The sequence below is a fragment of the Dokdonia sp. LLG6352-1 genome, from assembly GCF_045055815.1.
GTDB classification, from domain to species: Bacteria; Bacteroidota; Bacteroidia; order Flavobacteriales; family Flavobacteriaceae; genus Dokdonia; species Dokdonia donghaensis.
In genome coordinates this window covers 2,757,950-2,778,028 of record NZ_CP159329.1, presented here as the reverse complement: position 1 = coordinate 2,778,028, position 20,079 = coordinate 2,757,950, and the positions used below count along the sequence as shown (strand labels likewise).

The following is a 20,079-nucleotide window of genomic DNA, read 5'->3' as shown; positions in this document are numbered from 1 at the left end:
TATCTTTAAGATATGAAAAGGAAAGAAGAAGAAAACAACAAGTCTGAGCGCGAAAAAGAGATAGATGCACGCATCGTAAGAGATGACCCACAACCTATATCTATAGGTAACGGTGTTCATAGAGAACGGTCAAAGCTCGCAAAGAAAGAATCAAAAGATGAAGCGCAGCAAAGAGCGAAAAAAAACTAGTTACTATTTGTGTGTAAATAAAAAGGTCAAGGATATTTATCCTTGACCTTTTTACTATGATGATGTCGTTACTACCTATTTCTGTTTCTGCGTAGATTAGGGTGTCTAGGTTCTTTAGGAGCATCTGTATGGGTCTTTGCAGAGTCTTCTACAAGTCTATTAATCTCCTCCATCTCTGTATCACTAATGTAACGCCATTTACCTACTGGTACATCTAGTTCAATATTCATAATCCTATTTCGCTTTAAGCGAGTAACCTCATATTCTAGTGCCTCACACATTCTACGTATTTGCCTGTTGAGGCCCTGTGTGAGTATGATTTTAAAAGAAAACCTACTCAGTTGCTCCACGTGGCATTTACGTGTAACGGTATCTAGTATAGGTACACCATTACTCATTTGCTGTATAAATGACGGTGTGATAGGCTTATCTACCCACACTTCATATTCCTTTTCGTGGTTATTACGAGCTCGTAATATCTTGTTTACAATATCACCATCATTAGTTAGGAAGATTAGACCTTCAGAAGGTTTATCAAGTCTACCTATAGGAAAGATACGAGAAGGGTAGTTTATAAAATCAATGATATTATCCTTTTCAACCCGAGTATCTGTCGTACAAACGATACCTACAGGCTTGTTAAGAGCGATATACACAGGCTTTTCTGTAGAGCTTGTTATAAGTTCACCATTTACACGCACTTCATCACCTTCCGTAATTTTTGTACCCATTTCTGGCACCTTACCATTTATGGTAACGCGACCTTGGTCTATAAGTTTATCTGCAGCGCGACGTGAGCAATAGCCAGCCTCGCTGAGGTATTTATTGATACGGGTTTGTTTTTTCTCTTCCATTATGAGCAAAAGTACTATTTATAGAACAAAAAAATGCCAGTCGTGAGACTGGCATTACAAGTTCATAAAAGTGAACTAAAAAGTTATATGTGCTTAGTCAATTACTTTGACGTTTACTGCATTTAATCCTTTTTTACCTTCTTTTAATTCAAACTCAACAGCATCACCTTCTCTTACCTCATCGATAAGTCCTGTTACGTGTACGAAGTGCTCTTGGTTTGCTTCTTCTTCATTGATAAATCCAAAACCTTTAGTTTCATTGAAGAATTTTACTGTTCCTTTGTGCATTATAATAATTTAAATATGTTAAGTTGCAAACTTACTGCTATTTAATCCAGAAACTCACAATTGTGTGTTATTGTTTTAAAATACTTTTTTACGCTTTCGCGAAAGCGTAATCACCTCTCATCCCATTGTTTATAGTGCGTGACAATCTTAAAGCTTAGTCTTATGGGTATGTGTTGCGGTGTTTTTGCAAATAATAAGTTGGGATATTTTGTTTGTTAACCCGTAACTTGCGCTTAAAACCGAAATAAATGGCACTTACAAACAACGATATATTTAAGAAACTACGAGTAGCACTTCAGCTACGTGATGACGAAATTATAGAAATTTGTAAGCTCGTAGATTTCCAAGTTTCTAAGAGTGAGCTAGGCGCAATTTTTCGTAAGCCAGATCATCCTAAATTTATGGAGTGTGGTGACCAGTTTTTACGTAATTTTTTAAATGGTCTAGTAATACACAAGAGAGGACCTATGCCTCCTAAAAAGAAGTAGGGCTATTGGGTCACTTTTTTAGTAGAGATAACTACTTTGTTACCATTATCTAGCGTGGTAAAAAACAGGTATACGTCTCCACCATCTTTTATCTTTAACTTTTTACGTATTACATCTACTTGCATAGGGAAGTTGCGAGTAGTGATATTTGCCTTTGTGATCCCTAATTCCTTTGCAATTCTTTTTGAGTAAGGAACAATCTTCTCTATCACAAAACGACGGCCTGCAAATGAGATGAGCTCTTCTGAGGTATATAAGTGTGAGTGCTCGTGTAGTTTTGAAACATTAAAATATGTACTCACCCAGTTAAAGGCGCCACTCTTCATAAGCGCACTGTTAGGCTCATAAAGATACTTTTGAGGACTTTCTATAACGGCTTGCGCATTAAGGGCGTCACTATGAGAGAAACTAACTACAGGATCTGATGATTGTAAGTTTACAACAGTAAACTTTATGTCTTTACAGCGCTGTGAAGTAAGTTTCCATAACAACTCTTTTACCTCATTTTTTACAGCTACAATGTGTATTTCGGTCACGCTGCCCAGTTCTTCTATACCTGCTGCAATGTCTAGTATGGGAGATGTTTTTATCCAGAGGGTTTTACACTTTGACAATAACAGATTTTTGTAAAGCGGTACATTAGGTAGACAATCTTTAAGCATAAAAACTTTTCCCTTACTATCTGTACGTCTCCCTGGGTCTAAAAAAATGGTGTCAAAACGAGTATCGCAGGTTTCAAAATAATGCATTGAATCATCTACTATAAACTCTATGTTTTCTTGTTTGAGAACTTCTGCATTAGACTGTGCAAGTCTTGATAAACTGGCGTCCATCTCTATGTGGATTACCTGCTTGTTAGTCTGTGCAAAGTGATAAGCATCTATACCAAAGCCACCTGTACCATCTGCTAGGGTAGTACCTTGCATAATACTGGCCTTGTAACTTGCTGTTGCCTCAGAAGAGGTTTGCTCCATATTGAGTTTAGGCGGGAATAAGATACCAGCGGTGTTATACCATCGCGGTAATTTTCCTTTGGCTTTACGTTTACCTTCAAGTTGTTGTGCAAGCTCTTGTACTGTAATATCTTTAAAAGGGCTTCCTTTTAAAATAAAAGAGTGCAGTGGTGTATGCTCGTGCTCTTGTAAATAAGCACGCACTTCGGGCTGTAAAAGCGCGGTGTTCATTATAAGTCTTGTGTAAGTTTTTGTACAATCTTATACTCGCTCAAAAATTCTTTTGAGATCACTTTAAGTGCGGTATAAACAGGAACGGCAAGTATCATCCCAAATACTCCAAATAACAATCCAGCAATAATAATAGCTAAGAATATCTCCAGCGGATGTGACTTCACACTGTTACCAAAAACAAAAGGTTGTATCACAAAATTATCAACCATTTGTGCTGCGCCATAGCATAAGGAGATCCAGAGTAATTTAGGTAAAATAATGGTTCTAAAATCCATCTCAATATTACTCGAGGTAACCAGTAATAGCATAACAGCACCACCTACAAGAGGCCCTAAATAGGGAACCAGGTTAAGTACAGCACAAAAGAGCGCTATGGCAAGCGCGTTTTCTATACCAAATGATAAGAGTATTATAGCGTATAAGACAAACATTGTAAATACTTGTATTATGAGGCCTATAAAGTAGCGAGAAAGAAGGTATTTTATCTTTTCAAACACGCGTAAGAATTTGCCCTCATTGCCTTTTTTCGCGAAAGCGAGTAGACTATTTACAAGCAATCTATTATCCTTTAAAAAGAAGAAAGTAATAAATATAATAGCAAATGTACCAATGCCCGCGGCACCTAGATTACCTATAATTCCGTTTAAAAATGCAGGGATGATACTAAAATCAAAATTCTTTACGAGCTCTGCCTCTTGAACTCCTTGTATTATAGTCATCTTATCGAGGCCAAAATAAGTTGCAATCTCGCCAAAGAGCCTATTAATATTAACCTTTACCTCTTCAAAATCTATCTGACCCAGATGCTGGCTTTGGTCGATAACCACAGGTATAAAAAGCATAAAAACACCTAGTATCACCAGTAATAATATAAAGATGGTAACTATCGCTGCCCAGGTAGGGCTAAACTTAAGTGTGTATCTTAAAAACTTTACAACAGGCCTACCTACTAGTGATAGTACAGCTGCAACGGCAAGATAAACAAGCACACTTTGTATGGTATAAAGAAGCCAGAGTAAGATTAAGATACCCACAACGACACCTACGGCGCGTAAGATTCCATAACTTATTTCTTTTGCTTTTAGTGGCTTCATATAATGGTCAAAGATACTGGTTTTATTATCGTGTGAGCTCGTAAAGTGCGATGCCTGCGGCTTGTGCTACATTCATACTACTATTAATGCCGTGCATAGGTATATGTGCGATTACGGCACATTGTTCTAAAGCTTCTGGAGTGACACCAGTACTTTCGGCTCCTATAACAAGTGAAATTTTTGACATATTAGCAATATGAACTTCGGCAATGGGAATACTTGTAGAATCTATCTCTAGTGCGATAGTGCTAAACCCTTGCTCTCTTAGATTAATAAGTGTAGTGCTTATATTCTCGCTTTCGCGAAAGCGGACCGTACGTTCTGTATTGCGAGCCGTCTTACGTAGTCTACTACTAGTAACATCTGGAGCGTTGCCGCAAAAAATGATCTCTTGTACACCAAAAGCATCTGCCAGCCTAAAAATGCTACCCGCATTTGCCGGGCCAGAAACGTGATCGCATACAATGATAATCTCTTTGTTATGAGAAGCTGGGGTGTGATGTGTATGAGTTAATTGCAAGGGGTGAGTTATATAATGTTTATGATTAGTTACTTGTCATCTACCATCACTTTGTTAAAATTGCTCGACATATTATTTGCATATGAAAAAGCAAGGATAGGTATTGTAAATGTAAGTGTTGCTATCCAGCCTAGGTTCCATAAAAATACTGTAGTAATAACCCCAAGAGCGAGACCGGCTAGAACAATACCTAGGTTTGGTTTGGCGTGCACTCGATTTACTCTTCTTTTAACTTGAGACCCACACGAGTTACAGCGTTCGTTTATGTGGTTTCCTCTTTCTTCTTGAAGCTCAAAGCGGTTTGTAGCTTTAGTCTTAAAACTATTTTCTTTTTTACAAGAACTGCAGTAGTAATATAATCTCAATTTTACTGATTTATTGGTTGTTAATTTTCAAAAGCATACTTAACAATGTTTGCACCCATTTGGAGCGCTTTTTGTCTCACACTCTCTGGATCGCCGTGTACTTCTGGATCTTCCCAGCCATCACCTATGTCTGACTCTGTTGTAAATAATACGACGAGTCTGTCTTCATAAAAGAGCCCTAGTGCTTGTGGTCTCTTTCCATCGTGTTCGTGTATTTTGGGTAGTCCCTGCGGAAATTTATAAGCACTAGAAAAAATGGGGTGGCTAGCTGCAAGCTCTGTAAGCTCTTGGTCTGGAAAAATCTTTTTGAGTTCCTTAGGTAAATACTCAGCCATTCCATAATTATCATCTATGTGTAAGAAGCCTCCGCTAGTGAGGTAATCCCTAAGGTTCTCTACATCGTCATCTGTAAAAAGTACATTACCGTGACCCGTCATATGCAGCAGTGGGTATTGAAACACGTCGATACTACCAGCATCTACAGATTCTGGTTTATCATTCATCTTTGTGTTTATGTTCTTATTACAAAAACGTATAAGATTAGGCAGGGCAGTGGGATTACTGTACCAGTCTCCACCTCCTTTATATTTTAGTACTGCAAGATCTTGGGCAGTTATAAACCCGCTGGTTAACAATAGTATAATGACTGCTAGTAAGGTGCGATGCATAAATGAATTTATAAAATTAAAAATAATGATAACTTAAATTATGAGTGTACTAAATTATATTAAAGTTAAACAGAAATCATAAAGTTCTAAAATCCAGCTTCTAGTGAGATGATAACTACTGCCTAGGCTTGCCGTTAGTACAATGAGTTCTTAAATTTACTCTAGTAAGTTGTAACAATTTACAACGATTGCGACTTACGTACTAACACTAATTTTAATTTTTAATATGAAAAAGAAAATGTATGCTTTGGCAGCTTTTATGTTGAGTGGCGTAGTCCTTACAGCACAAGAAGTTAGCTTTGAAGAGTATGATCTTGATAACGGTATGCACGTTATTTTACATCAAGATAACAGCGCACCTGTAGTAACAACATCAGTTATGTATCACGTAGGAGCAAAAGATGAAGATCCAAGTAAAACAGGATTTGCTCACTTTTTTGAACACCTTCTTTTTGAAGGGACAGAAAACATTGAGCGTGGTGAGTGGTTTAAAATAGTTACTTCTAATGGAGGTAAAAACAATGCAAATACAACACAAGACCGTACTTATTATTATGAGGTCTTTCCTTCTAATAACCTAGAGCTTGGTTTGTGGATGGAGTCTGAGCGTTTACTTCACCCTATTATTAATCAAATAGGTGTTGATACTCAAAAAGAAGTAGTTCAAGAAGAAAAACGTCTTAGAGTAGATAACCAGCCTTACGGTCGTTTTCAAGAAGTAATAGGTAAGATGCTTTTTAAAAAACACCCGTACCGTTGGACTACCATAGGATCTCTTGACCATCTCGCTAGTGCAACACTAGAAGATTTTCAAAAATTTAGTGATACATATTATGTGCCTAATAATGCCGTGCTCGTTGTGGCTGGAGATATTGATGTTGCAGAGACAAAAAAGATGATTGACACGTATTTTGCACCTATACCTAGAGGTAAAGATATTATACGTAATAATTTTAAGGAAGATCCTGTAGTGCCAGTAAGAGAGACATTTTATGATCCTAACATACAGATACCAGCTATTTTTCTAGCTTATAGAACACCTGCTCAAACAGAGAAGGATGCTTATGTGCTCGATATGGTATCATCAGTATTAAGTGATGGTAAGAGTTCTAGACTTTACAAGAAATTAGTAGATACTAAGAAAAAGGCGCTGCAAGTATTTGCTTTTAGCGGTGCACAAGAAGATTATGGATCATATTTAATAGGTGCTTTACCACTAGGTGATAACTCTCTAGATGATTTAATTACAGAGATGGATGAGGAGATTGTAAAGCTTCAAACAACATTAATTTCCGAAAGAGACTACCAGAAGCTTCAGAACAAATTTGAAAACCGCTTTGTAAACTCTAACAGTAGTGTAGAAGGTATTGCAAACTCACTTGCGCGCAACTATATGTTATATGATGATACTAATCTTATTAATACTGAGATTGATATCTATAGATCAATAACTAGAGAAGATATTAAGGCAGCAGCTATCAAATATCTTAAAGAAAATGAGCGTGTAATATTAGAGTACTTACCAGAATCTCAAAAAGAAAAATAATGAAGAAGAATATTATAATAGGTGCAATGTTATTGCTAGCAACAGCTAGTTATGCACAAGTGGACAGAAGTAAACAACCTGAGCCGGGTCCAGCTCCTGAGATAAATCTTAAAGACCCAGCCTCTTTTGAGCTCAAAAATGGTCTTAAAGTACTAGTTGTAGAAAATAAAAAGCTACCTAGAGTATCTATACAACTTACTATAGATAACCCTCTTATTGTAGAGGGAGAAAAGGCTGGAGTAGCTGCCCTTACTTCATCTATGTTAGGTAAAGGGTCTAAGAGTATTGCAAAAGATGTGTTTGAAGAAGAGGTAGATTATCTTGGAGCAAACATAAGCTTTGGGTCTCAGAGCGCATTTGCAAGCGGTCTATCTAAGTATTTTGAACGTCTAGTTGAACTTACTGCAGATGCTGGTATAAATCCAAATTTTACACAAGTAGAGTTTGATAAAGAAAAGGAACGTCTCATAGAAGGATTAAAATCTAATGAGAAGAGTGTGACAGCTATCGCTGGTCGAGTACAAAGTGTACTAGCTTATGGTGCAGACCACCCTTATGGAGAGTTCACTACAGAAGAGACTGTAAATAATGTAACTCTTGCAGATGTTGAGAAGTTTCATTCAGACTACTTTAGACCTAATAATGGATACTTAATCATTATAGGTGATGTAAATTTTGATACTGTAAAGAAGGTAGTAAAAGACAACTTCAAGAAGTGGAAAAAAGGAACTATACCAGAAACACCATTTTCTGAAAAGCAAAATGTTTCTACTACAGAAATCAACTTTGTTAATATGGACAATGCCGTTCAGTCAGAAATTGCAGTTCAAAATACTGTTGAGCTTAAAATGACAGACCAAGATTATTTTCCGGCTCTTATTGCAAATAACATCTTAGGAGGTGGAGGAGAAGCACGTCTTTTTAATAACCTACGTGAAGATAAAGGATATACTTATGGATCATACTCAAGAATAGGTTCTAATGAAAAGACAGTAACTCGTTTTAGCGCTACAGCAAGTGTGCGTAATGCAGTTACAGATAGCTCTGTGGTAGAGATTGTAAAAGAGATTAACCGTATAGGGTCTGAGCCGGTATCGCCAGAAGAGTTAGCAAATGCAAAAGCTAAGTATACAGGTAGCTTTGTACTCGCTCTAGAGCGACCGCAAACTATTGCAAACTATGCATATAACATAGAGAGTAAAGGTCTCCCTAAAGATTTTTACAAAAACTACCTGTCTAATATAGATAAGGTATCTCAACAAGATGTACAAAATGCAGCTAGTAAACTATTTAAAGGTGATAACGCGAGAATCGTTGTGACTGGAAAGGGTAGTGAGGTAATAGATAATCTAAGTAAGGTGGTTATAGACGGTAAGACTATCCCTGTAAAGTACTTTGACGTATACGGTGAAGGAATAGAAAAACCAGAATTCAAAAAAGAACTACCTGCAGATCTTACGGTAAATAAGGTGCTCGAATCTTACATTGCTGCTATAGGTGGTAAAGATAAGCTTGCTGCGGTAAACTCGGTTTATATCAAAGCACAAGGAGCTATGCAAGGTATGACGCTTGATCTAGAACTCAAAAAAACTACAAAAGATCAGTTTGTACAAAACATTATGATGGGAGGAAACTCAGTTTCAAAACAAGTACTTGATGGAGATAAAGGATATGTAGTTGTACAAGGGCAACGCAAAGATCTAGAAGGAGAAGATGTTGAGAAGGTAAAAGCTGAGTCATCTCCATTTCCAGAAGTAAACTGGTTAAATGGTGGAGCGAGCCTAGAAGGTATAGAAAAAGTAAATGGAGAAGATGCTTATGTGGTTAAAGTAGCAGATGGTAAAATGAACTACTACAGTACAAAAACGGGGCTTAAACTTCAGGAGGTAACTATACAAGAAATGCAAGGTCAGACTGTAAAAACGTCTATCACTTTGAGCAAATATCAAGATGTGGGAGGAATCAAATTTCCTTTTGTATTAAGTCAGTCATTTGGCCCACAATCTATAGAGTTTAATGTGACAGAAATTAAGGTAAATGAAGGCATCACAAATGCAGATTTTGAGTAATTTCATTCTATAAACTACTATTAAAGGTCAGCTTTTGCTGGCTTTTTTTTTATGTCTCAAGATTACACTGCTGGCTGCATTTTTAAAATGCAATACACTACAATGTAATAAAACCAAGCTGCTATAAAGGGGGAGTTTTACGCTTTCGCGAAAGCGTACTCATATCTAGTAAAAATTATAGTTAGATATAATGAAATAAAAATGCCCGAAAACGATTGCAAATAATATATTTTAAACCAAAGACAGTCTTTTTTTATGAGATCGCCAAAACTAGTATTGTAGAGCCTGCAATACTTGAGGTTTACGTATTTTTAGTAAAAATATTAACAGATGTCAAGAGAACCGAAAATAGAGAGATTTAACGCAAATGTAAAGTCAAAATACGAAGTCTATAATGGGATATTTATGACGCTTCCCTTTGATGGTATCTCAAACACGGGGGTCCTTTTACCGCTGTTTCATTCTATATGTAAGGAAGGGTATAAAGACAATAAAAACCCGACAGAAATTATTGAGTACTTCTTTGAGCGTTATATGCGTGATGCTACAGAAAAAGAACGCGAAGACATATTGTTTAAATTTATACAGTATATCGAGCGACAAGTAGTGTTATTTGACGCGATTGAAGACGCTTCATATCGTATTGTAAATAATATGGATGGTCGAGGTACCCTGCGTAATATAAAAGAAGAGGCAGAGGCAACGGGTAAAAAGGAAGAGCTCATCTCTTACTTAAACATGTTTACTATACGTCCCGTACTTACGGCACACCCTACACAATTTTATCCAGGCGTAGTATTAGGTATCATAAATGATCTAAGTGCTGCAATAAGAGATAATCGACTTGAAGATATAAAAACCTTACTTGCACAGTTAGGTAAAACACCATTCTTTAAAAAAGAAAAACCTACGCCATATGATGAAGCTGTGAGTCTTATCTGGTATTTAGAAAACGTGTTTTATCACAGTGCGGGGGCTATATATGACTACCTGCATAGGCACTTAATACAAGATGAAAGCTTTAGTAATACGCTTGTAGATCTTGGTTTTTGGCCAGGTGGTGACCGTGATGGTAATCCATTTGTTACCACAGCTATAACACTTAAGGTTGCCAGAAAGTTGCGTAGTTCTGTACTTAGAAATTATTATAGAGAGATAAAGCAATTACGTAGGAGAATCACCTTTAGAGGTACTGAGGCACCACTTTCAGAACTAGAAGATCAAGTATATACAGCTATTTTTTCTGAAGAGAAACCAGCCATTTCACAAGCCTCTATTCTCAATACACTTAAAGATATCCGTGATATTGTAAGAGATAAGCACCAGAGCTTATATTTAGATAAAATAGATAGTCTTATTCATAAGGTAGAACTTTTTGGACTTCACTTTGCATCGTTAGATATACGACAGGATAGTAGTATTCATAAAATAGTTTTTGAGCAAATTGTTGAAAATGCAACTATAAATGGATCAAAGATTTTTCCAGAGGGTTATCTCGCTTTAAGCGAAAGCGAGCAAATAGACTTCTTAAACAACGTGCACGGAGCGCTAGATCCAGAAAATTTTGAAGAGGAAGTTGTGACTAAAACCCTTGGCTCTATCTATGCGATGAAAACCATTCAAGATGAAAATGGTGAGCGTGGCTCAAACAGATATATCATAAGTAACTCACAAAGCGCACTACACGTGATGCAAGCCTTTACATTTTTAAGACTATGTGACTGGGAATCTCCTACGGCAGATGTAGCACCACTGTTTGAGACCGTACCAGATCTTATTGCTGCACCCGCTGTGATGGAAGCGCTGTATACAAATCCAACTTACAGTAAACACTTAAAGAGTCGCGGTATGCGACAGACTATAATGCTAGGCTTTTCTGACGGAACAAAAGATGGTGGTTATTTAATGGCAAACTGGAGTATCTTTAAGGCTAAGGAGGCAATGACCGCTATGTCTAGAAAGTATGGGGTAACGGTAATTTTCTTTGACGGTAGAGGAGGACCACCAGCACGTGGAGGTGGTAAAACACACCAATTTTATGCATCATTAGGACCTAATATAGAAGCACAAGAAATTCAGATTACAGTACAAGGACAAACTATAAGTTCTAATTTTGGAACGGTAGATTCTTGTCAGTACAATCTAGAGCAACTACTTAGTAGCGGTGTTAATAACGAGGTCTTTAAGGGAGCACATAATGATATCTCACAATCAGATAGAGAAACGCTAGAAGCACTCGCACAAAAGAGCTATGAGGCTTATACGGCATTTAAAGGACACGATAAGTTCTTGCCATACCTAGAGCGTATGTCGACCCTGAAGTATTATGCAAAAACTAATATAGGTAGCCGCCCTAGCAAGCGATCTCAAAAAAGCACTTTAGATTTTGGAGATCTTAGAGCGATTCCATTTGTAGGTAGTTGGAGCCAGCTTAAACAAAATGTACCTGGTTTTTATGGAGTAGGAACAGCACTTGCCTTTTTTGAAGATGCTGGAAAACTAGAGGATGTAAAGCAGCTATATAAAAATAGTTCATTCTTCCGAACGTTACTTGAGAATAGTATGATGAGTCTTACAAAATCATTTTTTGGACTTACAGCATATATGCAAGAAGATCAAGAATTTGGCGAGTTCTGGAAGTTACTCTTTGAAGAGTATAAGCGCAGCAAGCGATTAATGCTAGAAGTGGCGGGACTTACGGAGTTAATGGAAAATGAGAAGGCAGGTAAAGCGTCTATTCAAGAAAGAGAGAATATTGTACTACCACTATTGACTATACAGCAGTATGCGCTTAGAGCCATACAAGATATGCAACGTTATGGAGAGCAAACAGATAAGGCAAAGGTATACGAGCGTATGGTTACAAGGTCACTCTTTGGAAACATAAATGCGAGTAGAAATTCGGCATAAACTAGTAATGATAAGGGAGTAAGTATTGCTCCCTTGTTATACTTAGACTACCTTTGCGACAGCAGGCCGCCTTATTGATCCAGCAATGGATAGGAAAGTCCGGACACCACAGGATAGCATAGCGGCTAACGGCCGTCATCCCAAACTCGTTTTGGGAGAGGACAAGTGCAACAGAAAGAATGTACAGGTAATGCTGTAGCGAACCCAGGTAAACTCTATGCGGTGCAATGTCAAGTATACTCACAGTTAAGTGCGATCCGCGCGTTGTGGGAGGGTAGACAGATAGAGATTATTAGTAATGATAATCCCAGATAAATAATAAGGAATTTCTAGAAGCATCTAGATTGAACAGAATCCGGCTTATAGGCCTGCTTATTTTATGATTATAAATAAATCTATATAACAATAAATCCCGCGACTAGCGGGATTTATTAATTTTAGTGTATGTTGTTACGCTTTCGCGAAAGCGTTCTTATTCTTCTTCATTACTTTCTGGGAGTTCAAAAAAGCTAAAGGCATTACCACCATAATGACGGGTCTGCACGTAGTTTGTAAAGCCATCAAGTTTTGAATACTTACCGTGCTCGATGATGAGTACACCATCTTGCTCTAAGAGATTATTTTTAAATACCAGTGTTGCAATCTTTTCAAAGTGCTTAATGTCTATATCGTATGGGGGGTCTGCAAATATGATGTCGTAACTTCCTGTAGCACGTTCTAAATATTTAAAGACATCGCTTTTTATAGTGTGTATAGAAAAATCAAACTCTTGTGACGTTTTGTTTATAAACTGTACACAGCCATAATGACCATCTACTGCAGTGATTTGATCTGTACCCCTAGAGGCAAACTCATAGCTTATATTTCCAGTACCCGCGAACAGGTCTAACACGCTAAGCTGGCTTATGTGATAGTTGCTTCTTATAATATTAAAAAGGGCTTCCTTTGCCATATCTGTAGTAGGGCGAACGGGTAGCTTTTTTGGTGCCGCGATTCTTCGGCCTTTGTATTTTCCAGATATGATACGTGTCATAATAAACTGCCAAGTATAGCTTGGTCTTGTGGTATTTGTGTATGTACTGCTTCTAGAACGCTAAGGTGTCGTACATAAGTGTGTGCTAGCTCATAATAAGGATCATCCTTTGTAATAGTACCTGTAAGCACTACTTCTATAGTTTCTGGACTCAATTCTAATTGCTCCATTGTAAAGAGCATATAATAGATGAAGTCTTCCTTAGTTCTAATTTCAAAACGGTTTACAAAGAGCAGTTTCTTATTTGCTACAATACCCATTTCGAAGTATGAGTCTTGAAAATTTGTCAAGATTTTTGGTTCTGTGCTATTTACAAACTTGTTTAATAGAAATTTTGTAAAAACCGTTGTACTATGGTAATAATCAAAAGAGCCAAAGGTTTCAAAAAGAAAATTATTTACACTGGTGTATGGCACATATACGTTTACAAGGTCATAAAAGTCTATCACATCGTGAGAGATGTGATCTGTACTAAGAATTTTTGTATTGAACTTTAAATAATCTGCACCTTTTTCGACATCAAAGAGTGCCTTTGGAACCATTGTAAATAGCTCGTTAGAATAGACTACAATTACCTTTGCAAAATTTTGGGAGAGTATCTCATTATTTTTAAAAGCCTTTTCTACCTCATTACTCAATGAAGTAGGATTTACATTATTTGTAAATTTTATAGTCTGTGTGGCTATTACTTCTTTGCTATGGCTGTTTTGGGTAAAAAAAGAAAGTCCATCCAAGTGTATTTGGATGGACAGACTATATAATGAGTTTGTGTTGTCTTGACTAGTCATTAGCCCCATAACTCTTAGGCCAGTTACCGTTTGTGTTGATAGTTTCCATAGATCCCACAGTAAGTGCGTCTCCATTTACCCCATCTACTGAGACTACTTGCTTTTCTTTTGCAACATAATCTTTAGGTTGATCTGCAAGTAAGACATCTTTATCAATAGAGATAAGAAACACAGGGTACATTGTGTTACTCTTTTCTATTTGACCAGCATCCATAGTATACTTTGCGTCTATTCCCTCTATTGGCACATTGATCATAGTCTTATAACGATCAGACCCTTTGAATAGTGAATCTTTAACTGGGCGAGTACCTAGTGTGTCAACTACTACTATTTCTTTAAATGTATCTACACGGAAACGTTTTGTTTTTTCTTCGTCTAGTACAGTTGTATCTCTACGTTGAGTAATTGTAAACTCTGCAGTATCAATAAAACGTACTAATTTATCAAAATCCTTCTGGTAAGTACCTGTAACTGTTTTATGAGCTAGTTGCGCCTGTCTTAGATCACGCATATTTTTTATGGCAGCACTGTAACGCGCTTCCTTAACTTCATTAAATTTTACTTCTCCCCAAATTGCGTTAAAAAGAAGGTAACCTAATGCGGCAATTACTACCCAAAGTACAAGCTGTAATACTAGTTTCATGTAATGATGTTTAAATTAGTTATGGTGAGCAACAAATCTACAATTTTTTTTTACACACAAAAATTTATTATCTCATTTTTCGTTTGCTTAATTTCGTTGTATTCTAAGCCTTCTATGATTAAAGACGCCCGAGCATTCTATAAGCTATTAGTAAAAGATTTTGAACATCAACCTACCATAAAACAAGATAGGCTACTAGAGCAGTTATCTCACTTTTTGTTTGATAGTTCTAAGGATAAAGTATTCGTTCTTAAAGGGTTTGCAGGTACAGGTAAGACTACAGTGATAGGTACGGTTGTAAAAAATCTATGGCACGCAAAAATGTCATCAGTTCTTATGGCACCTACGGGTCGAGCAGCAAAAGTTGCCAGTAATTATAGTAAAAAACAGGCGTATACTATACATCGCAAAATTTATTTCCCAAAAAAAGAACGTGGAGGAGGCGTTTCTTTTACGCTACAGCCTAATAAACATAGAAACTGTCTCTTTATAGTAGATGAGGCATCTATGATTTCTGATAAAGCTACTAGCTCCAAGTTTTTTGACAATGGATCTCTGCTAGATGATATGATGCAATACGTGTATAGTGGTTACAAATGTAAACTTATATTAGTAGGAGACGAGGCGCAGTTACCTCCTGTAAAGCTTGAGATGTCCCCAGCTCTAGATATTGATATGTTGTCATTGCAGTTTAATAAAACCGTAGAGACTATACAGCTAGACGAGGTAATGCGTCAAGGAGAAGATAGTGGCATACTTATGAATGCAACCGCTCTAAGAGAACAGCTTTCTGAAGGGTTTTATGAAGATTTTAAATTTGAATTAGATGGGTTTAAGGATATTGTTAGACTAGTAGACGGTCACGAGATTATGGATGCCATAAATGATTGCTACAGCTCTGTAGGTACAGAAGAAACTGCAATCATTGTAAGATCTAACAAGAGAGCAAACCTATATAACCAGCAAATAAGAAATCGTATTCTCTTTCAAGAAGAAGAAATATCTGCAGGAGATCACTTAATGGTGGTAAAAAATAATTACTTCTGGCTAGATGCAAAAAGCGATGCGGGGTTTATTGCAAATGGAGATATAGTTAAGGTGTTAGAAATACTAGCCATTAAGGAACTCTACGGCTTTCGCTTTGCAGAGGTAAAAGTACAAATGGTAGATTACCCTCAAATGCAACCATTTGAGACAGTAGTTATGCTAGATGTGCTTACACTAGAGACGCCTGCACTACCTTATGAAGATGGAGATCGGCTCTATAAAGAAGTTCAAAAAGACTATGTAGACGAGAAGTCTAATTACAAACGATTCCAAAAAATAAAAAACAACAAATACTTTAATGCCTTACAGGTAAAGTTTTCTTATGCTATTACTTGTCACAAATCACAAGGAGGACAGTGGGAAAATGTTTTTATAGAGCAACCCTACCTTCCAGACGGGATGAGTAAAGATTACCTACGCTGGTTATATACAGCTATTACAAGAGCAAAGAGTAAACTCTACCTCATAGGTTTTAAAGATGATATGTTTACAGATCGATAATATCCATTCTGGCTAAATAATAATTTGGAGCTATTTCCCGCTTTACGCTACAATTCCTCATCGCGGCTACGCCAGCTTTTGCGGGATTTTCACTACAATCGGGGCTAGGGACTAGATAGTTATATATTTATGGCTAGTTTTTTGATTATAACGTCTGTATATAAATAAGTTTACAAATATGAGTTTTGAATTAATAGTAAGTATCATATTAGGATTTTCACTTGCCGCCGCCGCTGGTTTTAGAGTGTTTGTACCTTTATTAGTCTTAAGCTTATCTGCGCACTTTGGTTGGTTTCCAGTAAACGATACTTGGCAGTGGGTAGGTAGCGTTCCGGCGCTAGTTTTACTTGGTGTTGCTACATTATTTGAAGTAGGAGCTTATTTTATTCCTTGGGTTGATAACCTACTGGACACGATATCTGTACCACTAGCTGCAATCGCGGGTACATTACTTATGGTAGCTACTATGGGAGATATGGATCCTACTATTACTTGGGCACTGGCCATCATTGCTGGTGGCGGAGCAGCGGCAGCTGTTTCTGGTACTACGAGCGCCACCAGATTAGGGAGTACAGCAACGACAGGTGGTGTTGCAAATCCACTAGTTGCAGGGACAGAAACCATTGCAGCGACTACAGTTTCAGTAGCGAGTATCTTTTCGCCTATACTCGCACTAGTGATTGTATTGTTACTTGTAGGTCTTGCCTGGAAGATTATTTCTAGGCTAAGAAGGGCCTAAATTTTACATTTCTTTTTAAGTAACTTTGCAACTTGTTTTAAGGTGTTTTATGCTTTCGCGAAAGCGTAATTATAACCAGAATAAGACATTCAAAAAGTCAATATATTGAAAGAAAATCTGAAGATTATAGCAATGATACCTGCACGTTATGCTGCGTCTAGGTTTCCAGGTAAGATGATGAAAGATCTTGCAGGTAAGCCTGTTATTGTGCGCACCTATGAGAGTGTAGTGGCCACAAAGTTGTTTGACGAAGTATATGTAGTTACAGATAGTGATGTTATTTATAACACCATAGAAGCCGAGGGCGGTAAGGCTATTATGAGTGTTAAAGAGCACGAGTGCGGTAGTGATAGAATTGCAGAGGCAGTGGCTTCTCTAGATGTAGATGTGGTTGTAAACGTACAAGGAGATGAACCTTTTACGAGTAGGGAGGACTTAGCACCAGTGTTAGACGTGTTTTATGGAGATGATGCTGCACAAATAGATCTTGCTAGTGTGATGATGCCTATGAAGGAGGAGCAAGAGATTGTAAACCCTAATAATGTAAAGGTTATTGTGGATAATTTTGACTTTGCATTATACTTCTCTAGGTCACCACTTCCATATGTACGCGATAATGAATCTGGTATAATCACATATAAGCATAAAGGTATTTATGCCTTTAGAAAGCAGGCAATACTTGACTTTGCATCTATGCATATGACACCCCTTGAAAAGGCAGAAAAAATAGAGTGCATACGATTCTTAGAGTATGGTAAAAAAATTAAAATGGTACGTTCATCAAGGCTTGCAATAGGTATTGATACTCCAGAAGATTTAGAAAAAGCAATTAAAATTTATTCGAATAAGTAGCGCATATGGGACTTGCAAAGTTTATATATAAAAATATTTTAGGCTGGAAGGTAAAAGGTGACTTTTCTCAAGACACAGTAAAGAAGGCTGTAGTAATCGCTGTGCCCCACACCAGCTGGCACGATTTTTATATGGGTATTTTACTTCGTACTATGCTCGATGTTAAGATAGGCTTTATCGGTAAGAAGGAGCTTTTTAAATGGCCTATGGGACCTATTTTTAAAGCAATGGGAGGTGCGCCTATAGACCGTACACCAGGTCAAGATAAAGTACAATCTATCGCAAATGTTTTTAAGGATAAAGAGGAGTTTAGACTTACCATAGCCCCGGAGGGAACACGTAAAAAAGTTGATAAGCTTAAAACAGGGTTTTATTACATTGCTCTTGCAGCAGAGGTGCCTATTATAATGGTTGCTTTTGATTTTGGTAAAAAGGAGCAACGTATATCTAAGCCTTTATATCCGTCAGGTAATATAGATGAAGACCTTGCACTTATACACGAGTTCTTTGTGGGAGCTGTAGGTAAGGTGCCAGAATATAGTTTTACTCCAGATGAGTAGAAATTTTATAAATACTTAAATAAAATGCCTCAATACTATTTAAAGTATTGAGGCATTTTTTATTTGTAAAAGTGATTAGGATTTATGCTTCTTTGTAAGTGCCTGCAGTTTTCTTTCTCCAAGCGTCCAGCATCCAGCTAGTTTTTTCTAGTTCACGTATGTAAGCTCCTATAAGGTCTATGGTACCTTCGTCACCAGCATCGTCTGCTTTTTTCACAACAGCGCTTAGTTGTTTGAGAATTTTTCCGTGATCACCAAGTATCGTGTCTACCATATCTCTGTCAGACAGATCAGATTTTGACTCTTTAATACTAGATGCTTCAAGATAATCTGAGAGATTACTTACCGGTGCAAAACGCAAAGTTAGGATACGCTCTGCAATCTCATCGATTTTAATTTTGGCATCATCATAAAGTTGTTCAAACTGCTCGTGTAAGTCAAAAAAGTTCTCACCTGAAACATTCCAGTGAAAATTGCGAAGTTTTTGGTAGTATACGTGATAGTCAGATAAAAGTATGTTGAGCTCTGTAACTGTCTCTTTGGTTTTTTTTGTGTCTAAGTTTAAATAATTCATAGTTCTTTGGTTTTTATATAAAATTACAAAGGCTTAGAGGTCTGTGGGTTATTTGCGGGTTGGTTTGGGATAAGTTTAACCCGATATGCTAAGATTGTGATAAAAAAACAATGTTCTGAGGGCATAGAAAATACTTTATATTTGGATTAAAAAAATAATGGATACAGACCTGACTAATGAGCTTGAAGGTAAAAGGATTTTAGTGACAGGAGGAGCTGGTTTTATAGGTTCTAATATCTGTGAAGTTCTTATTAATAATGGTGCAATTGTAACTTGTCTAGATAACTTTGCAACTGGGCATAGATATAATCTAGATGCTATCATAGATCATTCAAATTTTACTTTTATTGAAGGAGATATAAGAGATGTTGAAACTTGTAAAAAGGCAGTATCTCAGAGTGACTATGTGCTGCATCAGGCTGCATTAGGATCTGTGCCAAGATCAATAAAGGATCCTGCAACGAGTAATGAAGTCAATGTAGGTGGATTTTTAAATATGCTCATCGCATCTAAAGACAAAGGTGTAAAACGTTTTGTGTATGCGGCAAGTTCTTCGACATACGGAGACTCTCAAGGATTACCAAAGCAAGAAGATATTATAGGGAAACCATTGTCTCCTTATGCAATAACAAAATATGTAAATGAGTTGTATGCAGATGTATTTCATAAAACATATGGGATAGATTGTATAGGGCTTAGATATTTTAATGTTTTCGGTAGAAAACAAGACCCAAATGGCGCTTATGCGGCGGTGATACCTAAGTTTACAAATCTTTTGATGAATCAAGAATCACCAGTTATAAATGGGGATGGGAGTTATTCTAGAGATTTTACATATATAGACAATGTAATAGAAATGAATATTAGGGCGATGCTTTCTAAAAATAAGGAAGCCTTAAATACAGTCTATAATGTAGCTTATGGTGAACGCATTGATCTTATGGAATTAATAAGAATTTTGAAAAAAGAATTGTCATTTTTTGATGCTTCAATAAGTAATATTGAAGTGATTTTCGGTCCCAATAGAGTAGGTGATGTCCCTCATTCTCTTGCAGATATAAGTAAAGCAAAAAAATTATTAGGGTATAATCCAGAATACAGCGTACGTCAAGGTTTGGTAGAGGCTGTAAAATGGTATTATGATAATCTAGTCTAATACTAGAT

The 20,079-nt window shown here is 36.9% G+C and carries 21 protein-coding genes and 1 other RNA gene; 11 read left to right on the top strand and 11 right to left on the bottom strand.

Annotated features, from left to right (window positions below; genetic code table 11):
* Positions 1–12 precede the first annotated feature (12 nt).
* A complete protein-coding gene (locus tag ABVM49_RS12445; RefSeq protein WP_375252440.1) occupies positions 13–189 on the top strand; it encodes a hypothetical protein in 177 nt (58 codons plus the stop codon).
* A gap of 71 nt (positions 190–260) precedes the next feature.
* On the opposite strand, the gene rluF is transcribed toward ABVM49_RS12445, so the two are convergent.
* Both rluF and ABVM49_RS12435 read right to left on the bottom strand, forming a co-directional pair.
* Positions 261–1,043, bottom strand: a complete 783-nt coding sequence (rluF, locus tag ABVM49_RS12440) for a 23S rRNA pseudouridine(2604) synthase RluF (protein WP_405202213.1) — start codon at positions 1,041–1,043, stop codon at positions 261–263.
* A 93-nt stretch (positions 1,044–1,136) separates the two neighbouring features.
* Entirely contained in the window at positions 1,137–1,331 is a 195-nt protein-coding gene (locus ABVM49_RS12435) for a cold-shock protein (protein ID WP_021779202.1), read from the bottom strand.
* 248 nt (positions 1,332–1,579) lie between these two features.
* Between ABVM49_RS12435 and ABVM49_RS12430 the strand changes: the two genes are divergently transcribed.
* The gene (locus ABVM49_RS12430; protein WP_021779201.1) at positions 1,580–1,819 is read left to right on the top strand and encodes a DUF1456 family protein; all 240 of its coding nucleotides are present in this window, start codon (positions 1,580–1,582) and stop codon (positions 1,817–1,819) included.
* A gap of 2 nt (positions 1,820–1,821) precedes the next feature.
* On the opposite strand, the gene ABVM49_RS12425 is transcribed toward ABVM49_RS12430, so the two are convergent.
* From ABVM49_RS12425 to ABVM49_RS12405, 5 genes are read right to left on the bottom strand one after another with little or no spacing between them, the layout of a single operon-like run.
* Positions 1,822–3,003 carry a THUMP-like domain-containing protein gene (locus tag ABVM49_RS12425; RefSeq protein WP_405202212.1) on the bottom strand — a complete coding sequence of 394 codons (1,182 nt, stop codon included), beginning with the start codon at positions 3,001–3,003 and terminating at the stop codon, positions 1,822–1,824.
* On the bottom strand, positions 3,003–4,100 hold the full coding sequence (locus tag ABVM49_RS12420) for an AI-2E family transporter (protein WP_298350802.1): 1,098 nt from the start codon (positions 4,098–4,100) through the stop codon (positions 3,003–3,005). The genes ABVM49_RS12425 and ABVM49_RS12420 overlap by 1 nt, the downstream gene beginning before the upstream one ends.
* 25 nt (positions 4,101–4,125) lie before the next feature.
* The gene (locus tag ABVM49_RS12415) at positions 4,126–4,620 is read right to left on the bottom strand and encodes a TrmH family RNA methyltransferase (protein WP_405202211.1); all 495 of its coding nucleotides are present in this window, start codon (positions 4,618–4,620) and stop codon (positions 4,126–4,128) included.
* Between the two features lie 29 nt (positions 4,621–4,649).
* Positions 4,650–4,985 (bottom strand): hypothetical protein, encoded by a 336-nt coding sequence (locus tag ABVM49_RS12410; protein WP_405202210.1) that lies wholly within the window; start codon positions 4,983–4,985, stop codon positions 4,650–4,652.
* A gap of 20 nt (positions 4,986–5,005) precedes the next feature.
* Positions 5,006–5,653: a DUF4159 domain-containing protein gene (locus tag ABVM49_RS12405; protein ID WP_375252444.1), complete on the bottom strand. Its 648-nt coding sequence runs from the start codon at positions 5,651–5,653 to the stop codon at positions 5,006–5,008.
* Between the two features lie 226 nt (positions 5,654–5,879).
* Between ABVM49_RS12405 and ABVM49_RS12400 the strand changes: the two genes are divergently transcribed.
* The 4 genes from ABVM49_RS12400 (at position 5,880) to rnpB (ending at position 12,557) form a co-directional block, all read left to right on the top strand.
* The gene (locus ABVM49_RS12400; RefSeq protein ID WP_405202209.1) at positions 5,880–7,199 is read left to right on the top strand and encodes a M16 family metallopeptidase; all 1,320 of its coding nucleotides are present in this window, start codon (positions 5,880–5,882) and stop codon (positions 7,197–7,199) included.
* Entirely contained in the window at positions 7,199–9,268 is a 2,070-nt protein-coding gene (locus ABVM49_RS12395; RefSeq protein WP_405202208.1) for a M16 family metallopeptidase, read from the top strand. Before ABVM49_RS12400 ends, ABVM49_RS12395 begins: the two co-directional genes overlap by 1 nt.
* 330 nt (positions 9,269–9,598) lie before the next feature.
* On the top strand, positions 9,599–12,178 hold the full coding sequence (locus tag ABVM49_RS12390) for a phosphoenolpyruvate carboxylase (protein WP_405202207.1): 2,580 nt from the start codon (positions 9,599–9,601) through the stop codon (positions 12,176–12,178).
* A 58-nt stretch (positions 12,179–12,236) separates the two neighbouring features.
* An RNA gene (rnpB, locus tag ABVM49_RS12385) (RNase P RNA component class A) lies at positions 12,237–12,557 on the top strand.
* A 93-nt stretch (positions 12,558–12,650) separates the two neighbouring features.
* Here the strand turns inward: rnpB and ABVM49_RS12380 are convergent.
* From ABVM49_RS12380 to ABVM49_RS12370, 3 genes are read right to left on the bottom strand one after another with little or no spacing between them, the layout of a single operon-like run.
* Positions 12,651–13,211 (bottom strand): RsmD family RNA methyltransferase, encoded by a 561-nt coding sequence (locus ABVM49_RS12380; protein WP_405202206.1) that lies wholly within the window; start codon positions 13,209–13,211, stop codon positions 12,651–12,653.
* The gene (locus ABVM49_RS12375; RefSeq protein WP_405202204.1) at positions 13,208–14,074 is read right to left on the bottom strand and encodes a DUF3822 family protein; all 867 of its coding nucleotides are present in this window, start codon (positions 14,072–14,074) and stop codon (positions 13,208–13,210) included. The genes ABVM49_RS12380 and ABVM49_RS12375 overlap by 4 nt, the downstream gene beginning before the upstream one ends.
* A complete protein-coding gene (locus ABVM49_RS12370; protein ID WP_405202203.1) occupies positions 13,992–14,642 on the bottom strand; it encodes a hypothetical protein in 651 nt (216 codons plus the stop codon). The genes ABVM49_RS12375 and ABVM49_RS12370 overlap by 83 nt, the downstream gene beginning before the upstream one ends.
* A gap of 114 nt (positions 14,643–14,756) precedes the next feature.
* On the opposite strand from ABVM49_RS12370, the gene ABVM49_RS12365 reads away from it, so the two are divergent.
* From ABVM49_RS12365 to ABVM49_RS12350, 4 genes are all read left to right on the top strand, one after another.
* A complete protein-coding gene (locus ABVM49_RS12365; RefSeq protein ID WP_405202202.1) occupies positions 14,757–16,190 on the top strand; it encodes an ATP-dependent RecD-like DNA helicase in 1,434 nt (477 codons plus the stop codon).
* A gap of 178 nt (positions 16,191–16,368) precedes the next feature.
* Positions 16,369–16,929, top strand: coding sequence for a DUF4126 domain-containing protein (locus ABVM49_RS12360; protein ID WP_405202201.1), 561 nt, complete (start codon positions 16,369–16,371; stop codon positions 16,927–16,929).
* A 132-nt stretch (positions 16,930–17,061) separates the two neighbouring features.
* On the top strand, positions 17,062–17,781 hold the full coding sequence (gene kdsB / locus ABVM49_RS12355) for a 3-deoxy-manno-octulosonate cytidylyltransferase (protein ID WP_405203680.1): 720 nt from the start codon (positions 17,062–17,064) through the stop codon (positions 17,779–17,781).
* 5 nt (positions 17,782–17,786) lie between these two features.
* Positions 17,787–18,341 carry a 1-acyl-sn-glycerol-3-phosphate acyltransferase gene (locus tag ABVM49_RS12350; RefSeq protein WP_405202200.1) on the top strand — a complete coding sequence of 185 codons (555 nt, stop codon included), beginning with the start codon at positions 17,787–17,789 and terminating at the stop codon, positions 18,339–18,341.
* An 82-nt stretch (positions 18,342–18,423) separates the two neighbouring features.
* Here the strand turns inward: ABVM49_RS12350 and ABVM49_RS12345 are convergent, their stop codons facing one another.
* Positions 18,424–18,915 (bottom strand): Dps family protein, encoded by a 492-nt coding sequence (locus ABVM49_RS12345; protein WP_021779185.1) that lies wholly within the window; start codon positions 18,913–18,915, stop codon positions 18,424–18,426.
* A 157-nt stretch (positions 18,916–19,072) separates the two neighbouring features.
* Here ABVM49_RS12345 and ABVM49_RS12340 point away from each other — a divergent pair, with 157 nt between their 5' ends.
* Entirely contained in the window at positions 19,073–20,071 is a 999-nt protein-coding gene (locus ABVM49_RS12340; protein ID WP_405202199.1) for an SDR family oxidoreductase, read from the top strand.
* The last annotated feature ends 8 nt before the right edge of the window (positions 20,072–20,079 follow it).

What these genes read in the sequence shown, in the direction of transcription:
- ABVM49_RS12445 (WP_375252440.1), top strand. Translation starts at nt 13, where the DNA reads ATGAAAAGGAAAGAAGAAGAAAACAACAAGTCTGAGCGCGAAAAAGAG.
- rluF (WP_405202213.1), bottom strand. Translation starts at nt 1,043, where the DNA reads ATGGAAGAGAAAAAACAAACCCGTATCAATAAATACCTCAGCGAGGCT.
- ABVM49_RS12435 (WP_021779202.1), bottom strand. Translation starts at nt 1,331, where the DNA reads ATGCACAAAGGAACAGTAAAATTCTTCAATGAAACTAAAGGTTTTGGA.
- ABVM49_RS12430 (WP_021779201.1), top strand. Translation starts at nt 1,580, where the DNA reads ATGGCACTTACAAACAACGATATATTTAAGAAACTACGAGTAGCACTT.
- ABVM49_RS12425 (WP_405202212.1), bottom strand. Translation starts at nt 3,003, where the DNA reads ATGAACACCGCGCTTTTACAGCCCGAAGTGCGTGCTTATTTACAAGAG.
- ABVM49_RS12420 (WP_298350802.1), bottom strand. Translation starts at nt 4,100, where the DNA reads ATGAAGCCACTAAAAGCAAAAGAAATAAGTTATGGAATCTTACGCGCC.
- ABVM49_RS12405 (WP_375252444.1), bottom strand. Translation starts at nt 5,653, where the DNA reads ATGCATCGCACCTTACTAGCAGTCATTATACTATTGTTAACCAGCGGG.
- ABVM49_RS12400 (WP_405202209.1), top strand. Translation starts at nt 5,880, where the DNA reads ATGAAAAAGAAAATGTATGCTTTGGCAGCTTTTATGTTGAGTGGCGTA.
- ABVM49_RS12395 (WP_405202208.1), top strand. Translation starts at nt 7,199, where the DNA reads ATGAAGAAGAATATTATAATAGGTGCAATGTTATTGCTAGCAACAGCT.
- ABVM49_RS12390 (WP_405202207.1), top strand. Translation starts at nt 9,599, where the DNA reads ATGTCAAGAGAACCGAAAATAGAGAGATTTAACGCAAATGTAAAGTCA.
- ABVM49_RS12380 (WP_405202206.1), bottom strand. Translation starts at nt 13,211, where the DNA reads ATGACACGTATCATATCTGGAAAATACAAAGGCCGAAGAATCGCGGCA.
- ABVM49_RS12375 (WP_405202204.1), bottom strand. Translation starts at nt 14,074, where the DNA reads ATGGAGACGCACTTACTGTGGGATCTATGGAAACTATCAACACAAACG.
- ABVM49_RS12370 (WP_405202203.1), bottom strand. Translation starts at nt 14,642, where the DNA reads ATGAAACTAGTATTACAGCTTGTACTTTGGGTAGTAATTGCCGCATTA.
- ABVM49_RS12365 (WP_405202202.1), top strand. Translation starts at nt 14,757, where the DNA reads ATGATTAAAGACGCCCGAGCATTCTATAAGCTATTAGTAAAAGATTTT.
- ABVM49_RS12360 (WP_405202201.1), top strand. Translation starts at nt 16,369, where the DNA reads ATGAGTTTTGAATTAATAGTAAGTATCATATTAGGATTTTCACTTGCC.
- kdsB (WP_405203680.1), top strand. Translation starts at nt 17,062, where the DNA reads ATGATACCTGCACGTTATGCTGCGTCTAGGTTTCCAGGTAAGATGATG.
- ABVM49_RS12350 (WP_405202200.1), top strand. Translation starts at nt 17,787, where the DNA reads ATGGGACTTGCAAAGTTTATATATAAAAATATTTTAGGCTGGAAGGTA.
- ABVM49_RS12345 (WP_021779185.1), bottom strand. Translation starts at nt 18,915, where the DNA reads ATGAATTATTTAAACTTAGACACAAAAAAAACCAAAGAGACAGTTACA.
- ABVM49_RS12340 (WP_405202199.1), top strand. Translation starts at nt 19,073, where the DNA reads ATGGATACAGACCTGACTAATGAGCTTGAAGGTAAAAGGATTTTAGTG.